26 protein-coding genes and 1 pseudogene are annotated in these 26,837 nt (G+C 60.2%); 24 read left to right on the top strand and 3 right to left on the bottom strand.

The annotated features are described in order from the left end of the window. Positions 1-261, bottom strand: a 261-nt coding sequence (locus tag BMW90_RS27300) for a transposase family protein (protein WP_170850599.1), incomplete at its 3' end; no start/stop codon positions are given. 81 nt (positions 262-342) lie between these two features. Here BMW90_RS27300 and istA point away from each other — a divergent pair. The 6 genes and pseudogenes from istA to BMW90_RS20890 form a co-directional block, all read left to right on the top strand. Beyond that, positions 343-1,536, top strand: a pseudogene (gene istA, locus BMW90_RS20915) (IS21 family transposase); the annotation flags it as partial. Then, positions 1,533-2,168: an IS21-like element helper ATPase IstB gene (gene istB, locus BMW90_RS20910; protein WP_455906602.1), complete on the top strand. Its 636-nt coding sequence runs from the start codon at positions 1,533-1,535 to the stop codon at positions 2,166-2,168. The pseudogene istA and the gene istB, both read left to right, overlap by 4 nt. A gap of 58 nt (positions 2,169-2,226) precedes the next feature. Next, positions 2,227-3,825: an acyl-CoA carboxylase subunit beta gene (locus BMW90_RS20905; RefSeq protein ID WP_074838843.1), complete on the top strand. Its 1,599-nt coding sequence runs from the start codon at positions 2,227-2,229 to the stop codon at positions 3,823-3,825. Between the two features lie 9 nt (positions 3,826-3,834). Continuing rightward, on the top strand, positions 3,835-4,629 hold the full coding sequence (locus tag BMW90_RS20900; protein ID WP_074838840.1) for a crotonase/enoyl-CoA hydratase family protein: 795 nt from the start codon (positions 3,835-3,837) through the stop codon (positions 4,627-4,629). Then, a complete protein-coding gene (locus BMW90_RS20895; RefSeq protein ID WP_074838838.1) occupies positions 4,626-6,629 on the top strand; it encodes an acetyl/propionyl/methylcrotonyl-CoA carboxylase subunit alpha in 2,004 nt (667 codons plus the stop codon). The genes BMW90_RS20900 and BMW90_RS20895 overlap by 4 nt, the downstream gene beginning before the upstream one ends. Further along, the gene (locus BMW90_RS20890; RefSeq protein WP_074838835.1) at positions 6,626-7,792 is read left to right on the top strand and encodes an acyl-CoA dehydrogenase family protein; all 1,167 of its coding nucleotides are present in this window, start codon (positions 6,626-6,628) and stop codon (positions 7,790-7,792) included. The genes BMW90_RS20895 and BMW90_RS20890 overlap by 4 nt, the downstream gene beginning before the upstream one ends. Before the next feature lie 319 nt (positions 7,793-8,111). Here the strand turns inward: BMW90_RS20890 and BMW90_RS20885 are convergent, their stop codons facing one another. Beyond that, positions 8,112-8,612, bottom strand: a complete 501-nt coding sequence (locus BMW90_RS20885) for a hypothetical protein (protein ID WP_139211499.1) — start codon at positions 8,610-8,612, stop codon at positions 8,112-8,114. A 162-nt stretch (positions 8,613-8,774) separates the two neighbouring features. Here BMW90_RS20885 and BMW90_RS20880 point away from each other — a divergent pair, with 162 nt between their 5' ends. The 18 genes from BMW90_RS20880 to BMW90_RS20795 all read left to right on the top strand — a co-directional run bounded on the left by BMW90_RS20880 (position 8,775) and on the right by BMW90_RS20795 (position 24,870). Beyond that, the gene (locus tag BMW90_RS20880) at positions 8,775-9,977 is read left to right on the top strand and encodes an NAD(P)/FAD-dependent oxidoreductase (RefSeq protein WP_074838830.1); all 1,203 of its coding nucleotides are present in this window, start codon (positions 8,775-8,777) and stop codon (positions 9,975-9,977) included. Between the two features lie 28 nt (positions 9,978-10,005). Next, positions 10,006-11,292 (top strand): aromatic ring-hydroxylating oxygenase subunit alpha, encoded by a 1,287-nt coding sequence (locus BMW90_RS20875; RefSeq protein WP_074838828.1) that lies wholly within the window; start codon positions 10,006-10,008, stop codon positions 11,290-11,292. Beyond that, on the top strand, positions 11,289-11,804 hold the full coding sequence (locus BMW90_RS20870) for an aromatic-ring-hydroxylating dioxygenase subunit beta (protein WP_074838825.1): 516 nt from the start codon (positions 11,289-11,291) through the stop codon (positions 11,802-11,804). Before BMW90_RS20875 ends, BMW90_RS20870 begins: the two co-directional genes overlap by 4 nt. Positions 11,805-11,869: 65 nt before the next feature. Then, positions 11,870-12,637 (top strand): SDR family NAD(P)-dependent oxidoreductase, encoded by a 768-nt coding sequence (locus BMW90_RS20865; protein ID WP_211568985.1) that lies wholly within the window; start codon positions 11,870-11,872, stop codon positions 12,635-12,637. Further along, a complete protein-coding gene (locus BMW90_RS20860; RefSeq protein WP_083416143.1) occupies positions 12,634-12,960 on the top strand; it encodes a non-heme iron oxygenase ferredoxin subunit in 327 nt (108 codons plus the stop codon). The genes BMW90_RS20865 and BMW90_RS20860 overlap by 4 nt, the downstream gene beginning before the upstream one ends. Further along, a complete protein-coding gene (locus BMW90_RS20855) occupies positions 12,950-13,636 on the top strand; it encodes a TetR/AcrR family transcriptional regulator (protein ID WP_170850597.1) in 687 nt (228 codons plus the stop codon). The genes BMW90_RS20860 and BMW90_RS20855 overlap by 11 nt, the downstream gene beginning before the upstream one ends. Positions 13,637-13,690: 54 nt before the next feature. Further along, positions 13,691-14,857 (top strand): ABC transporter substrate-binding protein, encoded by a 1,167-nt coding sequence (locus BMW90_RS20850; RefSeq protein WP_074838819.1) that lies wholly within the window; start codon positions 13,691-13,693, stop codon positions 14,855-14,857. A gap of 26 nt (positions 14,858-14,883) precedes the next feature. Continuing rightward, positions 14,884-15,756: a branched-chain amino acid ABC transporter permease gene (locus BMW90_RS20845; protein WP_074838816.1), complete on the top strand. Its 873-nt coding sequence runs from the start codon at positions 14,884-14,886 to the stop codon at positions 15,754-15,756. Next, on the top strand, positions 15,749-16,804 hold the full coding sequence (locus BMW90_RS20840) for a branched-chain amino acid ABC transporter permease (protein WP_139211498.1): 1,056 nt from the start codon (positions 15,749-15,751) through the stop codon (positions 16,802-16,804). Before BMW90_RS20845 ends, BMW90_RS20840 begins: the two co-directional genes overlap by 8 nt. Then, on the top strand, positions 16,801-17,601 hold the full coding sequence (locus BMW90_RS20835) for an ABC transporter ATP-binding protein (protein ID WP_074838811.1): 801 nt from the start codon (positions 16,801-16,803) through the stop codon (positions 17,599-17,601). Before BMW90_RS20840 ends, BMW90_RS20835 begins: the two co-directional genes overlap by 4 nt. Then, positions 17,594-18,400 (top strand): ABC transporter ATP-binding protein, encoded by an 807-nt coding sequence (locus BMW90_RS20830; protein ID WP_074838809.1) that lies wholly within the window; start codon positions 17,594-17,596, stop codon positions 18,398-18,400. The genes BMW90_RS20835 and BMW90_RS20830 overlap by 8 nt, the downstream gene beginning before the upstream one ends. A 7-nt stretch (positions 18,401-18,407) precedes the next feature. Then, entirely contained in the window at positions 18,408-19,262 is an 855-nt protein-coding gene (locus BMW90_RS20825) for a VOC family protein (protein ID WP_074838806.1), read from the top strand. 32 nt (positions 19,263-19,294) lie between these two features. Next, positions 19,295-20,149, top strand: coding sequence for a VOC family protein (locus tag BMW90_RS20820; RefSeq protein WP_074838803.1), 855 nt, complete (start codon positions 19,295-19,297; stop codon positions 20,147-20,149). 97 nt (positions 20,150-20,246) lie between these two features. Next, a complete protein-coding gene (locus BMW90_RS20815) occupies positions 20,247-21,248 on the top strand; it encodes an amidohydrolase family protein (RefSeq protein ID WP_074838799.1) in 1,002 nt (333 codons plus the stop codon). A 38-nt stretch (positions 21,249-21,286) separates the two neighbouring features. Then, on the top strand, positions 21,287-22,075 hold the full coding sequence (locus BMW90_RS20810; RefSeq protein ID WP_074838796.1) for a 2-keto-4-pentenoate hydratase: 789 nt from the start codon (positions 21,287-21,289) through the stop codon (positions 22,073-22,075). A 4-nt stretch (positions 22,076-22,079) separates the two neighbouring features. Next, a complete protein-coding gene (locus BMW90_RS20805; protein WP_074838794.1) occupies positions 22,080-23,015 on the top strand; it encodes an acetaldehyde dehydrogenase (acetylating) in 936 nt (311 codons plus the stop codon). Continuing rightward, on the top strand, positions 23,012-24,052 hold the full coding sequence (dmpG, locus tag BMW90_RS20800; RefSeq protein WP_074838791.1) for a 4-hydroxy-2-oxovalerate aldolase: 1,041 nt from the start codon (positions 23,012-23,014) through the stop codon (positions 24,050-24,052). The genes BMW90_RS20805 and dmpG overlap by 4 nt, the downstream gene beginning before the upstream one ends. Then, entirely contained in the window at positions 24,049-24,870 is an 822-nt protein-coding gene (locus BMW90_RS20795) for an alpha/beta fold hydrolase (RefSeq protein ID WP_074838788.1), read from the top strand. Before dmpG ends, BMW90_RS20795 begins: the two co-directional genes overlap by 4 nt. A gap of 167 nt (positions 24,871-25,037) precedes the next feature. Here BMW90_RS20795 and BMW90_RS20790 read toward each other — a convergent pair. Beyond that, positions 25,038-26,389, bottom strand: a protein-coding gene (locus BMW90_RS20790; protein WP_139211496.1) for an IS3 family transposase whose coding sequence is annotated in 2 segments (ribosomal slippage) — positions 25,038-26,053 and positions 26,053-26,389 — 1,353 coding nt in all. Because the reading frame shifts where the segments join, the coding sequence is not laid out codon by codon here. Positions 26,390-26,837: the final 448 nt, after the last annotated feature.

Here is a 26,837-nt window from a genome sequence, read left to right as displayed (position 1 = left end):
AAACGTCCGGCGAGGGCAAGCGGAAGCCAAGCATCGCCAGCGGCAAACCTGGAGTGCCAATGTGACCCCGTCTCCATGTGCGGGAAAATCCTGCAGCCGCCGATACCGCCATCCATGACGTCGTCGAGAATGCAAACCACAGTCGGGGCAGATGCCTCTTGGTGTCAGAATGCCGGATACAAGCCACCCGCCGGTATCACTACGCTCAACGCTTTGAATCGAAACATCGCTCCCGGGCGACCAGTGCTTCTTTGAAATCACGACTACCCCTCCTGAATTTTCCAGTCTCAGGATAGTTGCGCCACACAGATTGAGGCAGAACCGATTTAAAGGCAACGCGACATGAAGGATTACATGCGGCAGCGCGAACGGTGCGGTCGCGAGATGTTTGTGCCGCTGGCGCACCCGCCCGGGCACGCCCAAGCCGATTTTGGCGAGGCGGTAGTTGTCATCGGCGGTGTAGAGCAAAAGGCGCATTTCTTCGTCATGGACCTGCCGCACAGTGATGCCTGCTTCGTGCGGGCGTATCCGGGGGCGACGGCGGAAGCCTGGGTTGACGGCCACGTTCATGCGTTTGCGTTCTTCGGCAAGGTGCCTGCGTCGGTCCTCTACGACAACGACCGCTGTCTGGTTGCGAAGATCCTGCCTGATGGAACGCGCCAGCGGGCTACGCTCTTCAGCGGGTTTCTGTCGCACTACCTGTTTCGAGACCGCTATGGCCGGCCCGGCAAGGGCAATGACAAGGGCAATGTGGAAGGGCTGGTCGGATATTCCCGCCGCAACTTCATGGTGCCAATCCCACGGTTTGCGACATGGGACGCGTTCAACGATTACTTGGAAAAGCAATGCAGCAAGCGCCAAGCGGATCTCCTGCGCGGCCAGTCGGAAACGATCGGTCAACGCCTCGTGCGTGATCTGGTCGCGATGTCCGACCTTCCGGCGGCGCCGTTTGATGCCTGCGATCAAGCCACCGGAAGGGTCAGTTCGCAGGCGCTGGTGCGCTACAAAACCAATGATTACTCGGTGCCCGTCGCCTACGGCCACCGTGATGTCTGGATCCGGGGCTATGTCGACGTGGTCGTGATCGGCTGCGGTGGCGAGGTGATTGCACGCCATCCCCGCTGCTACGACCGCGAGGACATGGTGTTCGATCCGGTGCATTATCTTCCGCTGATCGAGCGTAAGATCAACGCCCTAGATCAAGCGGCCCCGCTGGCTGAATGGGACCTGCCGCCCGAGTTCGCGACCCTACGCCGCCTGATGGAAGCGCGAATGATCAAGGCCGGGCGCCGCGAGTATGTCCAGGTTCTGCGCCTGGTCGAGACCTTCGACATCGACGACCTGCATGCTGCCGTGAAGAAGGCCCTGCAATTGGGGGCGGTCGGCTTCGATGCCGTCAAGCACCTCGTCCTCTGCCATGTCGAGAAACGACCGCCGAAGCTGGATCTCGATGTCTACCCATACCTGCCGCGGGCGAACGTCGAGACCACGTCCGCAGCCAGCTATATGGCCCTGATGTCGGAGGGTACAGCATGACCGTGGCCCCGAAGATCCTGCTCGCGGATCACCTCAAGACGCTGAAGCTGCCGACCTTCTTGCGGGAATACGACAAGCTCGCCCGCCAATGCTCCGCCGAGGGACTGGATCATGTCCAGTTCCTGGCGCGTCTGGTCGAGTTGGAATTGATCGACCGTGAGCGGCGGATGATCGAGCGGCGTATCAAGGCCGCGAAGTTCCCGGCCACCAAGAGCCTGGACAGCTTCGACTTCAAGGCGATCCCAAAGCTCAACAAGATGCAGGTGCTGGAACTGGCTCGCTGCAACTGGATCGACCGGCGCGAGAACGTCATCGCCTTGGGGCCCAGCGGCACAGGCAAGACCCATGTTGCCCTTGGACTTGGGCTGGCGGCCTGCCAGAAGGGCCTCACGGTCAGCTTCACCACCGCCGCGACGCTGGTCAACGAGATGATGGAAGCCCGCGACGAACGCCGCCTGCTCCGCCTGCAAAGGCAGCTGGCCGGCGTCAAATTGCTGGTCATCGACGAACTGGGTTTTGTGCCCCTGTCCAAAACCGGTGCCGAGCTGTTGTTCGAACTGATCTCGCAGCGCTACGAGCGCGGCTCCACGATGATCACCAGCAATATGCCTAAACTGTCCCATGGGTGCTGACGTCAGACACCTGTCTTGCGTGCTCTTGTGTGGTAACCTGGTCCCGGGAGACTCTTGAATGGCCCGTCTTGAATCAGCGGTGGTGATATCCTCCGAGGCCTTTGCGCAAAATCATGCCGCGCAAAGCGAGCGTGTCGAAACCCTGCGCCAACGTATCGCCGAGGCAACCGGTGGCGGGCGACCCGATATGGTCGCCCGCCACCGCAAGCGTGACAAACTATTGGTGCGCGAACGGATCGATCTGCTGGTCGATCCCGGAACCGCTTTCATGGAGCTGTCTTCGCTGGCGGCCTATGGGCAATACGGCGGTGAGGTTCCCGGTGCCGGGATCGTCACAGGCATCGGAATTGTCCACGATCTGCCCTGCATGCTCATCGCCAACGATGCGACGGTGAAGGGCGGCTCCTTCTATCACGAGACGGTGCAAAAACATATCCGCGCGCAAGAGATCGCGGCGGAAAATCGTATGCCTTGCCTCTATCTCGTGGATTGCGGCGGCGCCTACCTTCCCGAACAGGACCGCGTTTTTCCCGATGCGCGGCACTTCGGCAATTCGTTTTATCGCCAGACCAATATGTCGGCCTCGGGCCTGCCGCAAATCTCGGCGGTCTTCGGTGGATGCACGGCCGGTGGAGCCTATATTCCCGCCCTGTCCGACGAGGTCATCATGGTGCGTGGCAACGCGCGCATCCATTTGGGCGGCCCCTCCATCGTCAAGGTTGCGATCAACGAAGAGGCGGATGGCGAAACGCTGGGTGGCGCCGAGATGCATTCGCGCGTCTCCGGCGTGTCGGACCACCTGGCCGAGGATGAGCATCACGCCTTGGCTTTGATGCGCGATATTGTCGCCGAACTGGGTCAGGCGCGCCCCATGCAACCCGACGCAGCCCCGGCAGCGCCTGCGCATGATCCCGAAGAACTGCTGGGCGTGGTCAGTGCAGATCGCAAGCAACCCTACGACATGCGCGAGGTTTTGCTACGCATGATCGACGCGGGCGAATTCCGTGAATTCAAACCCGGTTGGGGCGAGACGCTGGTCTGCGGCACCGCGCGGATCCATGGCTACCGTGTCGGGATCCTTGCCAATAACGGAGCCCTTTTGTCCGACAGCGCGCTGAAGGGGGCACAATTCGTATCCATGTGCGACCAGCGAAATATCCCGCTGCTGTTCCTGCACAACATCTCGGGCTTCATGGTCGGCACCGAAGCGGAACGTGGCGGCATCGCCAAGGACAGCGCAAAGCTGGTCTATGCCATGTCGGTGGCCAAGGTGCCGCGCCTCTCGGTGCTTCTGGGGGGGTCTTACGGCGCAGGGAACTATGGCATGTGCGGGCGCGGCTTTGCGCCAAACTTCCTCTTTGCCTGGCCGACCGCGGAGCTGGCGACAATGTCCGCCGACATCGCCACCAATGTGATGTTGGAGTTGCGTCGCCAAAAGGGCGGCGATCCCAACCAGATGCAGGCCGACCTGACACAGATCGAGGCCGGGGTGCGCGCCCAGTACGGCGAACAATCCGACCCCTATTACGCCACCTCGCGCCTTTGGGATGACGGGCTGATCGAGCCTGGCCAGACACGCGATATCCTGGGCCTATGCCTCGCCATCGTGACATCGGTGCCCGAGGCCGGGCGCCATACACCTGTATTTAGAATGTGAGGCTACGAGATGACCCAGACCTACAAGACCATCCTTCTCGAAACCGACGACCGCGGCGTCGCCACTGTGACCCTGAACCGTCCCGAAAAGCACAATGCTCTGAACGGTGATCTGATCACCGAACTCTCGGATGTTGCTGAAAAGCTGGCCGTGGATGACAAGGTCCGCATCGTGATCCTGACCGGCAATGGCAAGAGCTTCTGCGCCGGTGGGGACTTCAACTGGTTCGCGTCGAATATCGACAAAACCCGTGAACAGCGCGTCGACCAGAGCGCCACCTTGGCGCGTCTGCTGCGCCGTCTCGACACATTGCCCAAGCCCCTGATCGGGCGCATCAATGGCCCGGCCTATGGTGGCGGTGTCGGCATGATTTCGGTCTGTGACTATACCATCGGTGCCGAAGGCGCGCGCTTTGGCTTGACCGAGGTGAAGCTGGGTCTGCTGCCGGCAAATATCTCGCCCTACGTCGTGGCCCGCATCGGCAAGGTTCACTCGCGCGAAACCATGTTGTCGGGTGCGCTCTTTGACACGACCCGGGCCGAACGGATCGGGTTGCTGACCGAAGTCGCCGCGCCCGATGACCTTGACGCCGCAGTCGAGCGGGTCGTGCACGATCACCTTCAGGCCGCGCCCGGGGCTGTGGCCGACACCAAGGCGCTGGTTGCCTATGTCGCGGCGCATGATCTCGAAACCAACATGATTTACACGGCCGACCGGCTCGCCGATGCCTGGGAAACCGACGAAGGCATCGAGGGGATCAACAGCTTCATCAACAAGGGCGTGCCGTCCTGGCGGGTGAAATGACCTTTACCCGTGTCCTGATCGCAAACCGGGGTGAAATTGCCCGCCGGATCCAGCGTGGCTGTGGCAAGCTGGGACTGGAAAGCGTGGCGGTGTTTTCCGAGGCTGATCGCGACGCCCCCTTTGTCATCGATGCGGATCACGCTGTCTGCATCGGCGGGGCCGCCCCGTCGGAAAGCTACCTGAACATCGAGGCGATCCTCGAAGCGGCCCGTGCGACCGGCGCAGGCGCGGTCCATCCGGGATATGGGTTCCTGTCCGAGAACGCCGGTTTCGCGGCGGCTGTCGAAGCGGCGGGCCTGGTGTTCATCGGGCCGGAAGCTGACGCCATCGCCCGCATGGGATCGAAGATCGAAGCCAAGGCCGCTGCCGAGGAGGCCCGCGTGCCGGTGCTGCCCGGCTATCGGGGCGCGGATCAATCCGACGCGCGACTGCTGGAGGAAGCGCGCGCACTCGGCACGCCGTTTCTGGTCAAGGCCAGCGCCGGGGGCGGGGGTCGCGGAATGCGCCTCGTCACCGATCTGAAGGAGGCGCCCGAGGCTATCACCTCGGCGCGGGCAGAGGCAAAAGGTGCCTTTGGCGACGCGGCTGTCTTTCTGGAACGCTATGCGCCACGCACCCGCCATGTGGAGGTGCAAATCCTGGGCGACAGTCACGGCACGGTTTTGCACCTGGGGGATCGCGACTGCTCTCTCCAGCGCAACCATCAGAAGCTGATCGAAGAAGCTCCTGCCGCCGACCTGCCCGAAGCCATGCGCGACGACATGCGGATGGCTGCGGTCCGTCTGGCGCAATCCATCGCCTATCGTTCGGCCGGAACGGTGGAATATCTCTATGACCCGGCGCGCGGCGAATATTACTTTCTAGAGATGAACACCCGTCTTCAGGTCGAACATCCGGTCGCGGAGGCGATCACTGGCGTCGATCTGGTCGAGTGGCAGTTGCGTATCGCCCGCGGAGAGGCCCTGACGCTCGCCCAATCGGATGTGCAATTCGACGGTCACGCCATCGAGGTTCGCGTCGCCGCCGAAAACCCTTCCGAGAATTTTCTTCCGGAAACCGGTCAAATCACACTTTGGGAACCGCCCGCAGGGGTGCGGCTGGACACCGGGGTCGAGCGCGGCTCGGTCGTCGGACATAACTACGATTCCATGATTGCAAAGCTCATCGTCCATGCGCCCGATAGGGCCGGGGCGATCCGTCGGGCCGTCGCATCCATCGATGAATTTGCCGTGGGCGGCGTCGGGTTGAACCTGGCCTATCAACGGGCTTTGTTGACCCACCCCGATTTTCAGGCCTTTCGTCATCATACCTCGGGGCTGAGCGAAATGTTTCCGGATGGGTGGGTGCGCCCGGAACCGGACGCCCGTGATCTCGGCCTCGCGGCTATCGCGCTCAACCTGCATCAGGCCCCGACGGATGCGTCACCCTGGCAACGCCTCGGCGCCTGGCGGCTTACCGCAACCTCCGGACGGCCTGGCGCAACCTCCTATTGGGAGGAGTCCGCTGAAATGCCGATCCGTGTGAGCACCGATGGTGTGCAGCTGGCCGCGCATTTGCCGGAGGGCGAGAGCATCCGCGCAGAGGCGGCGACCCTGATCCGAGGCCGGTTGAGTGGTCGTCTCGATGGGGTTCCCATCTCACGCATCGCCCATGTCGAGCGCGCCAGCGATCACTGGCGGGTCCATCTGCAGACATCCAGCGGCATGATGGCCATCGCGTTCGATACCCTGGAGGACAGGCACCTGAATAGGGCCGCTGGTGGCATGGTCGGAGCGGATACCCTGAGCGCACCGATGCCCGGCGCGGTTGCCGAAATTCGTGTCGCCCCCGGAGACCGTGTAAACGCCGGTGATACGCTGGTGGTGCTGGAGGCCATGAAACTGTTGCAAAGCCTGCCCGCCCCCATTTCGGGCGTGGTGGCCGAAATCTATTGCGCGCCGGGCGACACCGTCGCCGGGAATACCCCCCTCATCAAACTCGATCCGGAGAACCAGACATGACCAGACAGGACACTATCACTACAGCCGCAGGACCATTTAGCGAAGACCTCGACATGATCCGCGACCAATTGCGCCGGTTCATCGAAACCGAGGTGACGGCTAAGGCCGACGCCTGGGAGAACGACGGTATGGTTCCTCGCGACGTGCTCCGTCGTATGGGAGATCTGGGCGTGCTCGGTATGCGCTATGATGAGAAATACGGCGGTGCGGGCCAGGATGTCATGGCCAGCGTTGTGCTGGCTGAAGAGGTCGGACGCTCCACCTTTGGCGGCTTCTCGGCCACGGTGCTGGTGCATACCGACATGGCCTCGCCGCATCTGGAGAACGCCGGCACGCCGGAACAGAAGGCCCGCTGGATGCCCTCGATCACCTCGGGCGAAAAGATCGCCGCCGTCGCTGTGACCGAACCCGGAGCGGGCTCGGACGTGGCCGGCATGCGCACACGCGCGGTGCAGGACGGCTCCGACTGGGTGCTGAACGGCACCAAGATGTTCATCACCAACGGCGTGCACGGCGACATCTTTTTCGTCGGTGCCAAGACAGACCCCGACGCCAAGGGCTCCCGCGGGATCACCATGTTCGCGATTGAAAAGGGCACGCCGGGCTTTTCGGTTGGCCGGGCGTTGAACAAGACCGGCTGGCTTTGCTCGGACACCGCCGAACTGATCTTTGAGGATGTCCGCGTCCCGGCTGAAAACGTGCTGGGCGAGGTCAACCGGGGCTTTTATTCGGTGATGAAGAACTTCCAGAACGAACGGATCGTGCTCGGCGCCATGGCCTGTGCGGAATCCCAGATCGCCCTCGACATGACCGTGGATTACGTCAAGCAGCGCAAGGCCTTTGGCGGCGTGCTCTGGGACAAGCAGACGGTGCGCCAGCGGCTGGCCGATTGTCAGACCCGGATCGAAGCGGGTCGCCAGCTTGTCTATCATGCTGCGGGCATGGACGCGGCAGGCCGTGATTGCGTGAAAGAAGTCTCGATGGTCAAAGCCTATTGCGGTGAGCTGGTGAACACAGTGCTCTACGATTGCGTGCAGTTCCACGGCGGCATGGGCTACATGCGCGAAACTCCTGTCGAGCGGATGTCGCGCGACGCCCGCGTGCAAGCCATCGGCGGCGGCGCAACGGAGGTCATGCTCGAAGAGGTCGCCAAGCGGATGTGACAAAGCGCAAGGTGACGCTGGGGCGAAACCCGGCGTCATCCTCTAGGCGAGCAGTGGGTTCAACTGGCGGTTGCCGCCGCCCGGGCGTATTTCAGCCCAACCCCACAGTTTGAAACAACTCGGTTCGCCCCAGAGGTCGCAGGCTCGCGACCCGTTCGGAATGGCGCTTCTTGCTGCTTGCCACCAGCCAAATACATTGCGGCCTAATATATGGCGAGTGTCAGCCGCCAACGCGATCTACAATGCGACTTAACCGGGGGCGGCCCCAAACCGCGCCCGTTCTACTATCTAGCTCCGCCGTGTCTGCACCGGTCTCAGATCAGCAGGCGGATACCGTTCCCTTCACGGCAGGAAGCACCGCGATCGCGAGGGACTCGAAATCCGCTTTGGAGATCGCCAAGTCTTCCTTGTGGGTGAGAACTTCGACGAAGTTGCAGAGAATTTTCGAATAGGCCCAGGTCGATTCGGCGACGACCGTGCCGTCCTTGCGGCACAATTGAAACGTCAGGGGGGCATCCTGCCCAGTGGCCGAACAGGACTGGAAGCCGTCGCCCACACCGAAAGCCTCAACACGGCAGGTTTTATCGTCAAGGCGCTGAACACTTATCTCGACTTCGATCATCCCGACCGAGGCGTCTGAGTTCTCGTCGTAGAAATAAACATGCCCGATTCGACCGTAGCGAACGTCGCCAAGTGCCGCGTCGTCGGGCACTTGCGGATCGGCGCGATCTGGCATCCGCGGCGGCAACACGCCAAGACCGCAAGTTTGAAACTCGCTAACAACTTGAATTTTCGTATTGTTTTCCACTCTTCCGGACATAGTCGTAAACCTCCCTGACTTCCGTGCATTGACAAACAGCTTAGTTTGTTTGTAAGTTTGTCGCAAGTAAGTTGATTGCATGATTGGCAGTCGATGAAGGGTAGGGGGGACAATGCGAATCATTTCTCATGATGTGGCGGCCTTTGGCTGGGGCGGTCGCGCTTGACCGGGCGCGTCGTTATTGTCGGCGCCGGACAGGCGGGCGCACGGGTGGCCTTGGGCCTGCGTGCCGCGCAGTTCGCGGGACCGATCACGCTGGTCGGGGCTGAACCGCATCTGCCTTACGAACGTCCGCAGTTGTCCAAGGAAGTTTTGAGCGATCCGGATTGGTCGCTCCAGTTCATCAAACCCGAAGACGAGTGGCGCACGGCCGAGATCGACCTGCGGATGGGATGTGCCGTGGTCGACGCGGATCCGGCGGCTCGGACCGTCGCGCTCGCGGGCGGAGAAGAGCTTTCCTACGATCACCTGGTTTTGGCGACCGGCACCATTGCCCGGCAATGTGGAGAGCTTGCCGGCTTGACGGTCCCTATCCATGTGGCGCGGACTCTCGAAGACGCCGCCGCCATTCGCGAGCGGCTGACGCTGGGCGGAAAGATCCTGATCGTCGGCGGCGGGATCATTGGCTTGGAAGTGGCGGCGGCCGCGTCAAAGGCTTGCGATGTCACAGTGATCGAGGCCGGGTCGCGCCTCTTCGAGAGGGGCGTGCCGCCCGAAGCGGCCTCGTACCTGGAGCAACTGCACGCAAAGAATGGCGTGCGTTTCCGATATGGCGTGAGGCCCGTCTCGGCGTCTGGCCATGAGGTCACGTTGAGCGACGGGTCGGTGGAAAGCGCCGATCTGGTGATCGTCGGGATCGGCGTCGAGCCGCCGCGCGGAATCGCCGCGATGATCGGCCTTCCGGAAGATACGCCGGGATTGCGCGTCGACGAACATGCCGTGACCGAGCGCAGCAACGTTTTGGCGGTCGGCGATGCGACCGAGCAGTTCAGCCGGTGTCACAATCGCTGGATGCGGATCGAAACCTGGGCGAATGCCAATCAGCAGGCGGCGACTGCCGTTTCAACGATTACCGGCTCGCCTTTGTCGTCGACACCGCCGCCTTGGTTCTGGTCCAATCAATATGACGTCAACCTGCAGGTCGTGGGCGATAGCATCGGTGACGAGACCGTCGTGCGCGGTGATCCGGACAGCGGCCGCTACAGTGTCATTTCCTTGCGCGGCGGTGAAATCGTCGGCGGCACGACCATCAATTCAGCCAAGGACATGGCGGCGTTGCGGCGTTTGGTGGGACTCGGCGTCCATCTGGACCGGTCCGCACTCGAAGATCCAACATACAAACTCAAACAGGCCATCCCTGCCTGACTAACAAAGCTAAGGAGGACAATGCGCAATGAACCCGAACAGTAATGATCCATTGGTGATGATCGACAACGAGCGTCATCTCTTCAAAGTCTCCAGAAGCAATTTCACCGATCCCGAGGTGTTTGCAAAAGAGCGTGAACGCATTTTTTCGACGTGCTGGCTGTACCTCGGCCACGAGTCCGAGCTGAAGAAACCTGGTGATTTCGTGACCCGCGTTGTTGGGGGACGGAGCATCGTTTTCAACAAGGACCGTCAGGGCGAAATGCGCGCTCTGTTCAACTCCTGCCCCCACCGGGGTGCCCAAGTGTGCCGCGAACGCAAAGGTAACGCCAAGGCGTTCCAGTGTTTCTATCACGGCTGGGTGTTCGGTCAGGACGGCGCGCTGAGAAGCCAGCCGGGCGAAGACAGCTATGCACAGGGCTTCAAGGACGATCCAGATTCCAACATGCGCCAGGTGCCCCGTCTGGAAAGCTACCGTGGGCTGTACTTCATTTGCTATGATCCGCAGGCGGTCACGCTCGAAGAGTACCTTGGAAATGCCAAGGAATACCTCGACCTCGTGTGCGACCAGGCGGTTGACGGCATGGAAGTCATCGGCGGGACGCAAGAATACGCGATGAACGCCAACTGGAAGCTTCTCGTCGAGAACAGCATCGATGGATATCACGCGGTCAGCACGCATGCGACCTACCTGGATTACCTCAAATCCATGGAAGGCGGCCTCACGGATGTCGGCCTGAAAGGCGTCGGCAAGGACCTTGGCAATGGCCACGGCGTCATCGAATACACGGCCCCCTGGGGTCGGCCCGCCGGTCAGTGGATTTCGCTGTGGGGCGAAGAAGGCAAGAACGAGATCGACGCCCTTAATGCCCGGAACGAGAAGCTCTATGGCAAGGAAAAGGCGGATCGGATCGCATACAAGAACCGTAACCTGCTGATTTTCCCCAACCTGATCATCAACGACATCATGTCCTTGACGATCCGCACCTTCTTCCCGCAGTCGCCCAGCCTGCTTCACGTCAACGCCTGGGCCGCCGGTCCGCGCGAGGAAAGCGAAGCGGCACGCCAGTTCCGTCTGTCGAACTTCCTGGAGTTCCTCGGGCCAGGCGGCTTTGCCACTCCGGACGATGTCGAAGCGCTGGAACAGTGTCAGCTGGGCTATCGCAACAGTCAGGAAGCGCGGTGGAACGACATCTCAAAAGGCATGAAGCTCGACGAACCCTCGATGGACGACGAAGCGCAGATGCGTGCGTTCTGGCGGGAATGGGATCGCCGGTTGACCGGCTCTGAGCAGGCGCAGGGAGTAGGAGCATGAGCGTGGAAACCTTAAAAGCAGTCGACGCCGCGCCGATCACGCGCCCGGAGGTTGAGGACTTTCTCTATCTGGAGGCCGCGCTTCTGGACGAATGGCGCCTGCCGGAATGGCTGGACTTGTTCACGGATGATGCGATCTATGACATCCCGCCGACGGACATCGCGGCAGATGCATCTTCGGCCAACAACCTGTTTTACATCGCGGATGACAGGTACCGGCTGGGTGAGCGGGTCAAGCGTCTGATGAAGCGGACGGCACATGCTGAATATCCGCATTCAAAGACCCGCCATCAGATCTCAAACGTCCGCATTCTGTCGCAAGAGGCCGGGCTGGTCGAGGTTACGTGCAACTTTACCACGTACCGCACCAAGGACGATTTCAGCAACTTCTTCTTTGGTAGGTTGTTGCATACGCTGGATATTTCCGGCGACGACATCAAGATCAAAGCTAAGCGTGTTGTTCTCGACACCAACGGTCTGCGCAACCAGGGCCGGATCAGCATCATCCTGTGATCCCGGCGACGGCGGTGTCCCGGTTCCGCCGCGACTCCGCCGTCGAATAACGAAAGGACTTGAAAGTGAGCAGCGCATTGACAGGCAAAGTTGCCTTGGTAACGGGTGCCGGACGTGGGATCGGGTTGGTCATCGCCGAACGCCTGATGGCCGACGGCGCACGGCTGGTCATCGCCAATTTCGACGAAGCAGAGGCGAAGGCCGCGGCAGAGGAAATGTCCGCACGCAGTGTCGACGGGAAGCCTCCGGTCGTCGTGCCCGGCAACCTTGCCGATGAAACTGTCGCCAAGGCGGCCATTGACGCGGCGATCGACGCTTACGGACGGCTCGACATCCTGGTCAACAATGCTGGCGGCGGAATCATCAAACCCTTTGCCGAGCACACCCCGGATACCCTTCGCGAAACCATTGACCGCAATCTCTGGACCGCAATCTGGTGCAGCTATCACGCTCTGCCCGTGATGCGCGCGCAGGGCGGTGGTCGGATCGTGAACATCGGGGCTGATTCCGTACGCAACGGCCTGTGGGACCATGCGGCCTACAACGCCGCCAAGGGCGGGATGCACGGGATGTCCACCGGCCTCGCTCGGGAATACGCGCGCGACGGGATTACCGTGAATACGGTTGCGCCCTGCGCCACGAATACGCCGCAGATGGTCGAGATTACAGAACGCGACCCGAAACTGGCCGAGAAATTTCTCAGTGTAATTCCGATGGGCCGACCAGCTGAAATGAGCGAGGTCGCCTCGATGGTCAGCTATCTGTCGTCGGACGAAGCGAGCTTTATCACCGGGCAAGTCATTTCGGTTAATGGCGGGAGCACGATGCTGTGAACGGAGATACGACAAACAAGATCGCGCTTTTTCCGGCCGACGATCTGCCCGAAGGCGAGATCCGCGCAGAGACCCTGCCGAATGGCGATGTGATCGCCGTCTATAATGTTGAGGGAACCTTTTATGCGACGCAGGACCAGTGCTCGCACGGAGAGGCTTCGCTGGCGGAAGAGGGTGATCTATGTGGGAAATTCGTGGAATGCTCATGGCATTTCGGGACCTTCGACGTGACCACCGGGGAACCCGGCCTGACCCCTTGTGAAATCCCGCTGAAAACATATCGCGCTTCAGTCGAAGATGGGAAAGTCTGCGTTGAATATTGATAACTCTCATAAGGGTAAAAGCGACCGCGCTGCTGCCGGAGAGTCGTCCCAAACAACGACGGGGATGCGAACGCAGGATGCGCGCAGCGAAGAGATGCGCGCGCGCCTGATGGCAGCCTCGATCGAAGTCTTGCGGGAATGTGGATTTGCCGGATTTCGCACTGAAGCCGTGGCGCAAGAGGCCGGCGTGTCACGCGGCGCCCTGGTGCACCATTATCCGCACAAGCGCGATCTGATCCTGGCGGTTCACAAGCATCTCTATCAGCTTGCCGTGGACAATAGCGTCGAAAGTGCCGCCGCGGTCACTGACCAAGGGGCCATCATCAATGAAATGCTGAAGGATGCGCAAAGCTTCTTTCTCGGGAACCACTTTTTCAGTGTGCTCGACATTGTTTTGTCCGCCAACACCGATCCCGAACTGAAGACCGAAATTCTCCAGGCATCCCGGAATGCCCGCCTGCCGATCGAAACGGCATGGGTCAATAGAATGTCGGAATTCATGCCGCGCCCCTTGGCCGAAACCGTCGTTTACATGACGTACAACATCGTCAGGGGCTACGCCATGCGGACGCTCTGGGAAGACGACCCCGCAAGATACGCCGAAATGATCGTGCACTGGAAATCCATGGTCCGCGATCTGCTTCGAAACAACGGCGTAACCTGGCCCGCTGAATAGTCGGCGGCAAACAAGACCAACAAAAACTCGAAACCACTTTAGGGAGGAATGAGAATGAAAATTAGACATCTTGCCAAGGCATTCACGCTGGCGGCTACTGTTGCCGCCGGCCCGGTGCTGGCCGCGGACGACGAAGTCGTCATCGGTCTGAGCGCCGCGCTGAGCGGCGGTGCTGCGGGAACTTACGCCGCACCGGCCGAGGGCCTCAAACTGTACATCGACCGGCTGAACGAAGCTGGCGGTATCAACGGTAAAACCGTTTCGCTGGTCATTTATGACGACCAGGGTGACGCGTCGCGCGCCGCGAGTAACGGCAAGCGCTTCCTGACCCAGGACGACGTGCAGTTGATCATCTCGGTCAGCACCTCGGCAACCTTTGCGCCGCTTATCAGCCAGGCCACACGCCAGGGTGTGCCGATCCTGTTCGCCGGTTCGGTTTGCCCTGCCGAGACGATGCCACCCGCCGAGCCTCTTCTCTATTGCTCGACCGGGTTTTCGTCTGTGCACGACAGCATTGCGATGGTCGACTACCTTCGCGAACTGGATGGTGATGCGACCGTCGGTTTTGCCGCAATGGGCATTCCGATCTCGCGCGCTGGTATGGAAGAAGCCGAACGGATCGTTCTGGGCGCCGACATGAAATCGGCTGGTATCGAAATCGCACCGCCCGGCACCGCGGACTACACGCCATTCGCAACCAAGTTGATCCAGAACGGTGCCGAAGCGGTTCTGGCCTGGTCGCCCTGGTCCGTGCAAATCCGTTTCTTTGACGCATTGCGCAAGCAAGGCTGGGAAGGCAACGCCTTTGTCGGTCACCTCGCCGAAGCCGAACTTGAGATGATGGAAATCAAGGATCCGGGTCTCTACACCGTTGGCAGCAACGCGATGATCTTTGAAGACAGCAAAGCGACGCAAGACCTGGTTGCGGCCGTGACTGAGTCCGGTGTCGACCTGCATCCCGAGGCGATTGTCGACGGCTGGCTCGGCGGTATCGTTATTGAGGAAGTCCTGGGCAAGCTTGGCGACGACACGAGCGCCGAGGCGATCAATGCTGTCATGAGCGACATCGAGATCGACACCCGTGGACTGCGCGGCGGCTCGATCAAATGGACCGAGAACAACCACTTCCGTGAGACCATCTACTACCGCGTCTATCGTTGGAGCGACGAGACGGGCGCGATGGAGATCGCACGGGACTGGAAAGCCTACGAGGTCGAGTAAGACCATCGACGCGATAGGAGCGCATAATGCAAATTGTAGCGAACATTATTGTACTGACGTCATTATACGCTCTCGTCGCGAGCGGCTATGTCCTGGTGTACAAAGTCAGTCGTGTCCTGAACCTGGCACACGGCGAACTCATGATCCTGGGTGCTTACCTGCTGGTTGCTACGTCAGCAGGTATCACCTCGGATCCCCTCATTGCGATCGCCCTGACCGCAGTGTTCTCAATCATTGTCGGGCTGTCAGTATATCTTCTGCTGATGCGCGAAATGACAGGGCAGCCGGTTTTGGCGGCTGTCCTGACCACCGTGGCGCTGGGCATTCTTTTGCGCGGCGCGATGGTCCTGATCTGGGGCCCGCAGCAGCTTAACGTGGCATCGATGCTCAGCTTTGAAAACGCATCGGTCGTCCTCACCGACTCGATCCGGGTTTCAACGGCATCTCTCTGGCTCGTGATCTGCACGGTGGTGGTCTACCTCGGCCTGCTCGCCTTCCTGCATATGTCACGCTGGGGCATGCGGATGCGGGCATCTGGGCAGAACCCGCTTCTGGCCGCTCAACGCGGGATCAACCTGCACACTGTTTATGCACTGGCCTGGACGCTCTCGACCTTTTCGGGATCGATAGCCGGCGTGTTGGTCGCCCTGGATTCGCGTCTCGACGTGAATATGGCGGTGATCGGCCTAAAGGCCTTTCCAGCGGCGCTTGTCGGCGGGCTGGACAGCCTGCACGGCGCATTGATTGGCGCCGGTGTCATCGCGGTTCTCGAGGTCCTTTTGATCCATTACGTGAACCCGCTCCTGTCCGATGTTGTTCCGTTCCTCGTCCTGATCGCAATTCTGATCGTTCGGCCCTGGGGATTGTTCGGCACCAAAGAGGAACTCAATCGTGTCTAATACCGAAACCGGCATCGGCAAGATCGCACCTGTCCGCGCCGTGGCCAAGGGCGATGGTGGAAACAGGACAGCCTGGATGGGCCTGATCGTTCTGCTCGCTCTCGTGCCCTTGGTCGCCTCACCCTTTCACCTCGACATCGCGTCGCAAATTTTCATCGCGGCCATCGGCGCACTGGCTCTCATGGTATTGACCGGCATTGCGGGGCAGATCTCGCTCGGTCATGGTGGTCTTATGGCGGCTGGCGCCTTTACCACCGGGATCCTTTACAAGGAAACCGGCGCCGGGATCTGGATCACGCTCCCCGCTTCAGTTGTGGCGGGCGCCGTGATTGGCCTGATTTTTGGCCTTCCGTCCCTGCGGCTGCGCGGCGTTTATCTGGCGATGAGCACCCTGGCGCTGCATTTCGTGGTCATCTACCTCGGTGGCGAATACGAATTTGCCAGCGGTGCATCGACGGGGATCTTCCTCGATCCGCCGGTGATCTTCGGGTACGAACTATATGATGGCCAAGCGTGGTACTATGCGCTCTTCCTATTGGTGGCCGGCACGTATTGGGGTTGCAGCAATCTGCTGAATTCCAAGACCGGACGCGCCTGGGAAGCACTGCATGCCAACGAAACGGCAGCCGAGGCACTGGGTGTCCAGGTTGCCCGGTACAAACTTCTGGCCTTTGTCATCACATCGGGGATCGCTTCGTTTTCGGGCGCATTGTTCGCCTATTATCAAAGCTTTGTCTCTGTCGAGGCCTTCACCCTGTTCATGAGCATCCAATACATCGCGATGATTATCATCGGGGGCATGGGCAGCCTGACAGGGGCGCTGCTGGGCGCGATATTCGTCACCCTCGTTCCATACTGCATCGAATGGTTGATGGAGACGGTGCCCTACCTCGGTCTGGATATCTCGACGGCCTCCTCGGCCTCGCACGCGGCATTCGGCCTTCTCATGATCCTGTTCCTCGTCTTTGAGCCGAGCGGCCTGATCGGAATTTGGAAACGCACGGTCGCGCGCTTTAGCTCGCAGTCGAAAAAGGAGGGCGTGCAATGACCGACATCCTTGAGATTACCGATCTCGAAGTGACCTACCAGCGCTCAATCCTCGCGCTGCACGGAGTCAACCTGCGGGTCGCGAAGGGGCAGATCACATCGCTTCTCGGGGCCAACGGGGCCGGAAAATCCACCACTCTCAGGGCGATTTCGGGCTTTATCGGTCTCGACAACGCTCGGGTGAATGCCGGCCGGGTCCGCTTTCTTGGCGAAGACATCACCGGGTTGCAATTGCCCCGAACGATCCACAAAGGCATCGTCCTGGTGCCTGAGCGTGACAAGGTTTTCACGAACCTGACCGTCGCTGAAAACCTCGAAGTCGTCGCGACCAGTCGCGAAGAAGGCTCCAAATGGCAGCAGATCGAAGAGGAAATCTTCGTCTATTTTCCCCGGCTGGCCAAGCTCAGGAACAAGCCCGCAGGCCTGTTGTCCGGGGGCGAACGCCAGATGCTGGCCATCGGCGGCGCCCTGGTCTGCCGGCCGCAACTGCTGTTGATCGATGAGCTGTCCCTGGGGCTGGCCCCGGTGATTGTTGACGAGATCATCGAACGGTTGCGCGAAGTTCACGCCAAGACCGAACTGTCCATGCTGCTGGTAGAGCAAAGCGCCGCGGTTGCCTTTGCTCTGGCCAGCTACGGCTTCGTTCTGGAAAACGGCAAGGTCGAGCTGGAAGGCGCGACAGAGGATCTTCGATCCAACCAGAAAGTCTTGGACCTGTACCTTGGCACGGGAAGCACCGGGCGGGCCGATTACCTGGCCAATGCGCGGCGTCGGTTCGAGGAGCGGGCAAATGTTTGATCTTGAACTCAAGGATATCGAACTTCACTTCGGCGGCCTGGTTGTTCTGAACCGCGTCTCGCTCGGGGTGCGCTCAGGCGAACTTCTGGCTTTGATCGGGCCGAATGGCGCTGGCAAGACCAGTATCTTTAACTGTATCAGCGGGATCTATCGCCCGACGGGCCAGATCAATTTCCTTGGCACGTCCCTGATTGGCAAGAAACCCAGTGCTATCGCTGAACTGGGGATCGGACGCACCTTTCAGCATGCCGAACTTATCCCCCGGATGAATGCACGCGAGAACCTGCTTGTCGCTCGGCACAATCACGTGAAATCGACGCTGGTAGAACAATGGCTCCGCCTTCCCTCGGCGCGACGCGAAGAGGCCGATCATCTGGCCGTGGTCAACGACGTGCTCGATCTGCTTTCGCTGTCCCATCTGGCCCATCTCCCCGTGGGCGGGCTGCCGTTCGGTATCCAGAAGATTATCGGATTTGGTCGCGCATTGGTAGCCGACCCGAAGATCCTCCTGATGGACGAACCTTCGGCGGGTCTCACCCAAGAAGAGCGCGAAGAGCTTGCCTACCATATCGACAGCGCGAAGAACCGGCTGGGGATCCCGATGCTCTGGATTGAGCACGATATGGAGATGGTTTCGGCAATTGCGGACCGGATCCATGTACTGGATTACGGCCGCTCCATCGGCGACGGGCCGCCAAGCGAGGTCTTGGAAGACCCCGAGGTGATCCGCGCATATCTCGGCACGACACAAATTGCGCAGGCGGTGGACACAGCCGCGGCGCCACTGGAAAAGGGATAACGAGGCAATGATCGAACAGCTTCGATTTGTCCGGCTACCGGCCACGGGATTGGACGAATACGGCCAGTTTCTGTGCGACACAGTCGGTCTTCAACGAGCGGATGGCAGCGATGACATAGCGCGGTTCCGTTCGGACGAGCGGGCGTATTCGGTGGAATGCGATGCGACCGGTGCGAGCGACAGACCCGTCGTCGGGTTGAGCGTCCGCTATGAGACCGACCTTGACGATATCACCGGCAAACTCACCGAACGAGGGTTGAATCCGCAGCGGTTGTCTCCCGAGCATTGCGCGAGCAAGCTTTATCGCGATGCATTGACCTTTGATGATCATTCCGGGAACCGGTTTGAAATCGTGGTGCGCCCGGAGTACAAGAGCCAGCGGTATTTCCCCGCCCGGGACGCAGGCATTCAGGCGATCACCTCGATCGACTTGCGCAGCCCCGATCCGGAACGGGACATGGCCATCTGGATTGAAGTCTTTGGCGCCCAGGCGCGTGATTTCGCCGGGGACTGTGGTCAGCTTGGCTTTGACGAACAGCACCACCGCCTCGGCTATTACGCCAGCGAGACCAGTGGCCTGTTGTCGGTCAATTTCGAAGTGGGCGACCTGAACGATATCATGCGCAGTAAATATCTGCTCGCCAATCGTCAGGTCCGCATTCTCGATGGCCCTGGCCGTGATCCAGCGAGCGGCGAGATTTTCCTCTATTTTCAGGGTCCGGATGGCCTGATCGTATCGTATACGACCGAAATGAAACATGTCGATTCTGACTGGATTCCGCGCCAGTTCGGCAATGGACGCCTGTCGTTCTGCATGTGGAATTCGGACGTACTCATTCCGGAACGCGCTGGGGTGGAGTGACACTCCTTGGATACCAGAAAGGTAGGTAAACGATGATCGAACTGCTTGATGTCTGTTACGTTCGCTTGGGAACGAAAGATATTCAGACCAGCACGGATTTCGCCACGCGAATTCTTGGTCTCGAGGTCTCGGAAAGCAGCCGCAACTCGCGGCATCTCAGATCTGACGAAAGGGGCCATACGCTCTACTACCATGACGGGGATCCGAATGATCACGTTGTCGGGTTCGAAATCAGTAGCAACGATGATCTCGATAGCGCCGCCGCGACATTGGAAGCGATCGGAAACGAGGTGTACCGTGGCACGCGCGACGAATGCGACTCGCGCCACGTGCGGGATTTCATATCGTTCCGGGAGCCCAGCGGCCTGAAAATCGAATTGGTCGTTCGGCCCGAAGTTCTGGGCAAACGGCATTTTCCAAGCCGCGACGCTGGCATTTCCGGTTTCAGCCACGTCGGGATTTTCAGCCAGGATTGCCAGCGCGATGAACAGTTTTGGACACAGGTGTGTAATGCGCGCGTCAGCGACCGTATCGGTGACGTTCCTCTTTTGCGCGTGAACGAGATTCACCACACGCTGGCCCTTGTCCCCTCACAACGCGGTGGTCTTCAGCACATCAATCACCAGGTGGATTCCACAGATGACGTGATGCGGTCCTATCACCTTCTGAAAGAGCACAATGTCCCGATCGTCTTCGGCCCCGGCCGTCATCCGACTTCGGGCGCGCGTTTCCTTTATTTCCAAGGCCCCGACGGCATGACATTCGAATATTCCGTTGGTGTTAGCGAGGTCGACGAGGAAACCTACCGCGAGCGCCAGTTCGGCTTTGAACCGTTCAGCCTGTGCATGTGGGGTGCGAAATCCAACCTCGACGGCCTGGAAAACTGACGCTAGGTCCGGAAAGCAGCTTAATCGGGCGGGTCGGCGGCCTCCATTGGCGGAAAAGGCTTGTGCGCCGTCCCATGACAACAAAGGAAGAGTGCCGTTGACCGAGTCCGCGCCATCTGGGGCAATCGATGTCCATACCCACATCGTGCCCGATCATTTTCCCGACGGCACCGGGCGCGATCCGCGCTGGCCTTCCGTGCATCACAATGACGACGGCACGGCCCAAATCATGATAGGTGGCGACGTGTTTCGCCGCCTGGATAGGCGGTCTTGGGACGCCGAATCTCGGATCGCTGACATGGATGCAAAGGGTATCTCCCATCAGGTCCTGTCGCCCATGCCCGAGCTTTTGTCCTATTGGTTCGATGGCGACAGTGCGCTGGCGATGTGCGAGACGGTCAACGACTTTCTCGCAGGGCTTGTCGCGCGGCATCCAGATCGGTTCTCCGGCTTTGGCATGGTGCCGTTGCAAACGCCTGAGCGCGCTGTGCAAGAGCTGGCGACGTTGCGCAGCAAAGGCTTGACCGGTGTCGAGATCGGGACCCACGTGATGGGCACGCCTTTGGGCGATCCTTCCCTCGCGCCCTTCTTTGCCGAAGCCGCGCGGCTGGATATGACGGTCATGGTCCATGCGCTTCACCCGGTCGGTGCCGAGCGTATCGGCAACATTCCGGGGATCGATGCGACGGCGATATTTCCGCTCGAAACTGCCATGGCGGCGGTGTCGCTGATGACGAGCGGCGTCTTGGAGACCCACCCCAATTCCCGCATCCTCCTGTCCCACGGAGGCGGCGCCTTGCCCGCCATCCTCCCCCGGTTGGACCATGCCTATCGGCTGGGCATGCCAATCCAGAAATGCATGTCCGTCCCCCCCTCCGAGCTGGCGCGACGGTTCTTTTTCGACAGCATTGTCTACGGCGAAGAGGCGCTTCGCTACTTGGCAACCACTGTCGGCGCCGAAAGAATGGTCGTCGGAACGGACTATCCATTCCTCGTGATGGAAGACGACCCGGTCGGTTTCATCCAACGCGCGCTACCCGAGGATGCCGCCGGGCTGATCCTGCGCCAGACTGCAGCGCCCATTGTTGCACGCCCCTGAGAAATTCGCGGCATCAACCAGAAGGAAACGAAAATCCAATGACCAAGGACGATGGACACACCATTGCGGCGGATGCCCTTTGGCAGGCCCAGCGGGATGCGGTCCCCTGCGGCCCTATTCACACGCATCTGAACGCCGGTGGTATCAACGCCGCCTATGCGGTTCAGCAAATCAATATCGAACGCAGCCTCGCGCAGGGTGGCCGAGTGATCGGACACAAGATCGGGCTGACCGCAAAAGCGGTACAGGCTCAGATGGGCGTCGATCAGCCCGACTACGGCACCCTTTTGTCGAACATGATCATCGGCGATGGCGGAACGATTGCGGCAGACCGCGTCCTTCAGCCAAAGATTGAGGCCGAGATCGCCTTTATCATGGGCGAAGACCTCGATATCGCTCAGCCCAACGCCGCTGACGTTCTGCGCGCCACCGCCTTTATCGCCCCGGCGATAGAAATTGTGGACAGCCGGATCGCGGACTGGAAAATCACCCTGCTTGATACCATTGCCGACAACGCGTCCTCCGGGCTGCTGGTCCTTGGTTCTCCGGCCATCTCGCCCTTGGGTTTTGATTTCACCGGATGCGAGATGGATATGACCTTGAACGGGCAATCGGTTTCAACCGGAACAGGGGCAGCCTGCATGGGCAGCCCTGTGACCGCCGTCGCCTGGCTGGCCGAAAAGATGCGGGATAACGGCACACCGATCAGGGCGGGGCAGATCATCTTGTCCGGGGCGCTGGGTCCGATGGCGCCTGTTTCGGGCAAGGCGACGGTCGAAGCCTCCATCGGTGGCTTGGGCCACGTCAGTGTTTCATTTGCGGAGTGACGGAATGTCAAAGATCAAGGCTGCCATAATCGGAACCGGCAATATCGGTACCGATCTTATGATCAAACTAATGCGTAACAGCGACGTCCTGGAACTGGCGGCTTTTGTCGGCATCGACCCGGATTCCGATGGATTGCGCCGCGCCGAAAAACTTGGCGTTCCTGTCACGGCCAAAGGTATCGACGGCCTACGCGAGATGCCGGACTACGGTGACATCGCCGTGGTGTTCGATGCAACCTCGGCCAAGGCCCACGCGCACCACAACAAATTGCTGACGGCAGATGGCAAGCGGGTTATCGACCTTACGCCCGCAGCCATTGGTCCCTATGTTGTGCCGCCGGTGAATATGTCCGCTCATCTCGACGCGCCCAACCTCAATATGGTCACCTGCGGTGGCCAGGCCACCATTCCAATCGTGGCCGCGGTTTCGCGTGTGGCACCCGTGCCCTATGCCGAAATTGTCGCCTCCATCTCGTCGAAATCAGCGGGCCCCGGCACGCGTGCGAATATCGACGAGTTCACAGACACCACTTCGCGCGCGATTTGCGAGGTCGGCGGAGCCAAGGAGGGTAAGGCGATCATTATCCTCAACCCCGCTGAGCCGCCTTTGGTGATGCGCGACACCGTCTATTGCCTGGCCCAGACCGACGACGCCGAAGCTATCCGCGTTTCTGTGCGTCAGATGGTCGATGCGGTGCGGGCCTATGTGCCGGGCTACCGTTTGAAGCAAGAAGTCCAGTTCGAAAAACTCGGACCGAATGACCTGGCCGGGATCCCCGGCAGCCCGACTGAAGGCGGGCTGAAGGTTTCGGTGTTTCTCGAAGTTGAGGGCGCCGGACATTATCTGCCGAAATATGCTGGCAATCTGGACATCATGACATCGGCGGCATTGGCCACCGGTGAACAGATCGCCCGCCTGCAAGAGAAGGCCCTGCAATGACCCGGAAACTTTATATCCAGGACGTGACGCTGCGCGACGGGATGCATGCCGTTCGCCACAACTTGACTGTCGAAGAGGTGCGCGACGTAGCAGCGGCGCTTGACGCAGCCGGTGTTGATGCGATTGAGGTCAGCCACGGCGACGGGTTGCACGGCACCAGCTTCAACTACGGGTTTGGACGTCACAGCGACCTGGACTGGATCGCCGCCGCCGCCGACGTGGTGAAAACCGCCAAACTGACCACGCTTCTGGTCCCTGGCATCGGAACAATCGCAGACTTGAAGGAAGCCTATGCCGCCGGGGTGCGATCCGTTCGCGTCGCCACCCATTGCACAGAGGCCGACATTGCCAAGCAACATATCGGTGTCGCACGTGAGATCGGGATGGATGTTTCGGGCTTTCTGATGATGGCCCACATGAATGAGCCCGATGCGCTGGCCGAACAGGCGCAATTGATGGAAAGCTATGGCGCGCACTGCGTTTACGTGACCGACAGTGCCGGTGCGCTGACCGTCAGTTCCGCCCGTGCGCGCGCCCGCGCCCTGCGTCAGGCCCTGAAACCTGAAACCCAGGTCGGCATTCACGCGCACCACAACCTGACGCTCGGTGTGGCGATTTCGGTCGCTGCCATCGAAGAGGGGGCATACCGCGTCGACGGCTCTCTGACCGGGCTGGGGGCAGGGGCAGGCAACGCGCCTCTCGAAGCGCTTGTCGCGGTTCTTGAAAGAGAAGGTTTCAACACGCAATGCAACCTGAATGCCCTGATGGACGCCGCTGATGATCTGGTCCGCCCCCTGCAAGAGCGCCCGGTCCGGGTCGACCGTGAAACGCTCTCTCTGGGGTATAGCGGTGTGTATTCGAGCTTCCTTTTGCACGCGGAGCGCGCTGCCGGGCAATACGGGATCGATGCCCGTACCATTCTGAACGAACTCGGCCGCCGCCGCATGGTGGGTGGTCAGGAAGATATGATCGTTGATGTCGCGCTCGACCTTGCAGGCGACGCAACCGCAACGGGACAACAAGGAGACACACAATGAGCAATCCAGAAATCGGCAAAACGATCGAGGCGGCGGGACGCAAGACCAACTACATGGAAGAAGGAACGGGCCCGGCCGTAATGCTGTTGCACGGCTCAGGTCCCGGCGTGACAGGCTATGCCAACTGGCGGCTGACGATTCCCGAGCTCGCCAGCGATTTCCGCGTCCTGGCCCCGGATGCCATGGGATTTGGCTATACCGAGCGGCTGGAAAACGAAACGTACTCGCCCGATGCCTGGATCGATCACACGATTGCCTTCATGGATGCGACCGGCGTTGAAAAGGCGCATTTTGTTGGCAATTCCTTCGGCGGTGGGCTGACGCTGGCCATTGCCACGCGATACCCCGACCGGGTCGATCGCATAGTTCTTATGGGGTCGGCGGGCCTTCAGTTCGATCTGACCGAAGGATTGGACACCGTCTGGGGGTACGAGCCCAGTCTTGAAAACATGCGCGACATCATGAATGAGTGCTTTGCCTATGACAAAAGCCTCATCACCGAAGACCTGATTCAATCGCGCTACAACGCCAGTATTCGTCCGGGCTATCAGGAAAGCTTCTCTGCCATGTTCCCGGCGCCACGCGCGCGCCATGTCGCGGCGTTGTCCACGCCAGAGGACAAGATCGCGGAGATGGCTCATCAAGCGCTCATCATCCATGGTCGCGAGGACGCGGTCATCCCCCTGGAGTCGTCCTTGCGTCTTCATCAGCTGCTGAAGCATTCGGAACTGCATGTCTACGGTGAATGCGGTCATTGGACCCAGATCGAAAAGAAAGATCATTTCAACCGCTTGGTGAAGGATTTCTTTCTGCGATAAGGTCCTTTGGGCGGTATCGGATTAGGACTTTAACGTCCGCGCGGCGCCATACCCGGGTTTGACTGCCACTTAACCGGCGATTGTTACTGCCGAGTGTCCGTCGTCAGGTGATTTGGAACACGAGCGCCTGATCTCGAACGGAGGGTCTGGCTCGGTGTGGTTTCAGTCTATGCCGCGTTCTGTCGGTGCAGCAAGCGTCTGTGCTCGATGGTCTTTCGTTTGATGTCCTTTCGTCGTTGCAGGATGGTCTCTGCCCTGCCGAGATAGACATCGGCGGGTGTGAGATTGCCGATGCTCTCGTGGTAGCGGTGATGGTTGTAGTGTTCGATGAAGCTCGCGACCGCCTCCTCAAGTGCCCCGGGCAGGTAGTAGTTCTCGAGCAGGACCCTGTTCTTGAGGGTTTGGTGCCAGCGCTCGATTTTCCCTTGGGTCTGCGGGTGGCGCGGAGCGCCGCGGACATGATCCATATTCTGGCGAGCCATCCAGTCAGCCAGCTCCCCAGAGATGTAGCTGCTGCCATTATCGCTGAGCAGCCGCGGCCGGTGTGCGACGGTTGCACTGTCGCAGCCCGAGGCGACCAGGGCATCCTCCAGTGTCGCTGTTACGTCCGACGTCTTCATCGTGGAGCAGAGCCGCCAGGCGATGACGTAGCGGCTGTAATCGTCGAGGATCGTTGAGAGGTAGAACCAACCCCAGCCGACAACCTTGAAGTAGGTGAAGTCAGTCTGCCAAAGCTGGTTGGGGCGCACCGTCTTCTCGTGGAACTCGTCAGCTGCCTTGATGACGACAAACGCCGGGCTCGTGATCAGGTCCTGCGCCTTCAAGAGCCTGTAAACACTGGCTTCAGACACGAAGTAGCGCTGGGTGTCGGTGAAGCGCACCGCCAGCTCCCGCGACGACAATTCCGGTTCGTCGAGGGCCAGCTCGACAATCTCGTCGCTAACCTTATCCGGGATCCGGTTCCAGACCCGGGACGGGCGTGAGGGCCGGTCCTCAAGCCCGGCTTCGCCCAGGGACAGATACCGATCATACCAACGGTAGAAGGTCGTCCTGGGGATGCCGAGGAGATCCAGGGTCTGCTTCGCCGAAAGGTGCGATTGCTCCACTTGCCGAATGATCTCGAGCTTCTCGGAGGCTGGGTATCTCATTCCTCGAACTCCCCATCCCCGAGCATGCTTTTTTTGAGCAGGCGGTTCTCCAGCGTGAGGTCCGCGACGACTTCTTTGAGCGCCGTCGCCTCATGCCGCAATTCCTTGACTTCGGGGTTCGTAGCCTGCCGTGCTGTATCCCCTGCGAGCCGCTTCTTCCCGGCCTCGAGAAACTCCTTTGACCAGCTGTAATACAGGCTCGTGGCGATCCCTTCTCGTCGGCAGAGTTCCGCAATACTGTCTTCGCCTCGCAGCCCCTCGAGAACGATCCTGATCTTCTCCTCGGCCGAGTGATGCTTCCTGGTCCGCCGCCGAATGTCCTTCACGACCTTTTCGGCGGGGTCTTTCCGTGTTCCGGGTTTCTGTCTCATCTCCACTCCTTGGCGGTTACGATGAGCCAGAAACCCTCCAATCCGAAATCAAATCAGATGTCCCACAGGTGCTGACGGGGGACATGCTTGCGCCAGAACTCCGTCACGGTGCGCTCGTTTCCCAGAACCGAATAGATCGCTTCAAAGCCCTCGCCGCCATCAATCTCGGAATGACCCGACCTTTGCTCGCAGCCGCGTTGACGATGAAAAGCGACAGGGTTGGCGAGACCAAGCTTCGGATTGCCTTCCCGCACAAACGGAAAGTTGTGGATCGCCTTGCGCGACTTGCTGAAAGCTTACCAAGTCAGAGGTCTCGAGAGGCAGGGGGCCTCAAGAACCAATCGCGGACGAACTGCGCGAGTGCTGCCCGTACACCAAAACCGGGTTATCTTCAGGCGGCGCGGAGAGCGATTGATCAGCTTGGGGAAAACGCAGAACGGTCCGACTT

Source organism: Marinovum algicola (genome assembly GCF_900109145.1).
Classification (GTDB): domain Bacteria; phylum Pseudomonadota; class Alphaproteobacteria; order Rhodobacterales; family Rhodobacteraceae; genus Marinovum; species Marinovum algicola.
The sequence above is the reverse complement of the archived record's forward strand: the minus strand, read 5'-3'. Positions and strand labels throughout refer to the sequence as shown.

Bases quoted from the DNA above. Each gene is read 5' to 3' on its own strand.
- BMW90_RS20885 (WP_139211499.1), bottom strand. From the start codon at position 8,612: ATGTCCGGAAGAGTGGAAAACAATACGAAAATTCAAGTTGTTAGCGAG.
- BMW90_RS20870 (WP_074838825.1), top strand. From the start codon at position 11,289: ATGAGCGTGGAAACCTTAAAAGCAGTCGACGCCGCGCCGATCACGCGC.
- BMW90_RS20810 (WP_074838796.1), top strand. From the start codon at position 21,287: ATGACCAAGGACGATGGACACACCATTGCGGCGGATGCCCTTTGGCAG.
- BMW90_RS20805 (WP_074838794.1), top strand. From the start codon at position 22,080: ATGTCAAAGATCAAGGCTGCCATAATCGGAACCGGCAATATCGGTACC.
- istB (WP_455906602.1), top strand. From the start codon at position 1,533: ATGACCGTGGCCCCGAAGATCCTGCTCGCGGATCACCTCAAGACGCTG.
- BMW90_RS20795 (WP_074838788.1), top strand. From the start codon at position 24,049: ATGAGCAATCCAGAAATCGGCAAAACGATCGAGGCGGCGGGACGCAAG.
- BMW90_RS20820 (WP_074838803.1), top strand. From the start codon at position 19,295: ATGATCGAACTGCTTGATGTCTGTTACGTTCGCTTGGGAACGAAAGAT.
- dmpG (WP_074838791.1), top strand. From the start codon at position 23,012: ATGACCCGGAAACTTTATATCCAGGACGTGACGCTGCGCGACGGGATG.
- BMW90_RS20890 (WP_074838835.1), top strand. From the start codon at position 6,626: ATGACCAGACAGGACACTATCACTACAGCCGCAGGACCATTTAGCGAA.
- BMW90_RS20905 (WP_074838843.1), top strand. From the start codon at position 2,227: ATGGCCCGTCTTGAATCAGCGGTGGTGATATCCTCCGAGGCCTTTGCG.
- BMW90_RS20850 (WP_074838819.1), top strand. From the start codon at position 13,691: ATGAAAATTAGACATCTTGCCAAGGCATTCACGCTGGCGGCTACTGTT.
- BMW90_RS20900 (WP_074838840.1), top strand. From the start codon at position 3,835: ATGACCCAGACCTACAAGACCATCCTTCTCGAAACCGACGACCGCGGC.
- BMW90_RS20830 (WP_074838809.1), top strand. From the start codon at position 17,594: ATGTTTGATCTTGAACTCAAGGATATCGAACTTCACTTCGGCGGCCTG.
- BMW90_RS20895 (WP_074838838.1), top strand. From the start codon at position 4,626: ATGACCTTTACCCGTGTCCTGATCGCAAACCGGGGTGAAATTGCCCGC.
- BMW90_RS20845 (WP_074838816.1), top strand. From the start codon at position 14,884: ATGCAAATTGTAGCGAACATTATTGTACTGACGTCATTATACGCTCTC.
- BMW90_RS20825 (WP_074838806.1), top strand. From the start codon at position 18,408: ATGATCGAACAGCTTCGATTTGTCCGGCTACCGGCCACGGGATTGGAC.
- BMW90_RS20835 (WP_074838811.1), top strand. From the start codon at position 16,801: ATGACCGACATCCTTGAGATTACCGATCTCGAAGTGACCTACCAGCGC.
- BMW90_RS20875 (WP_074838828.1), top strand. From the start codon at position 10,006: ATGAACCCGAACAGTAATGATCCATTGGTGATGATCGACAACGAGCGT.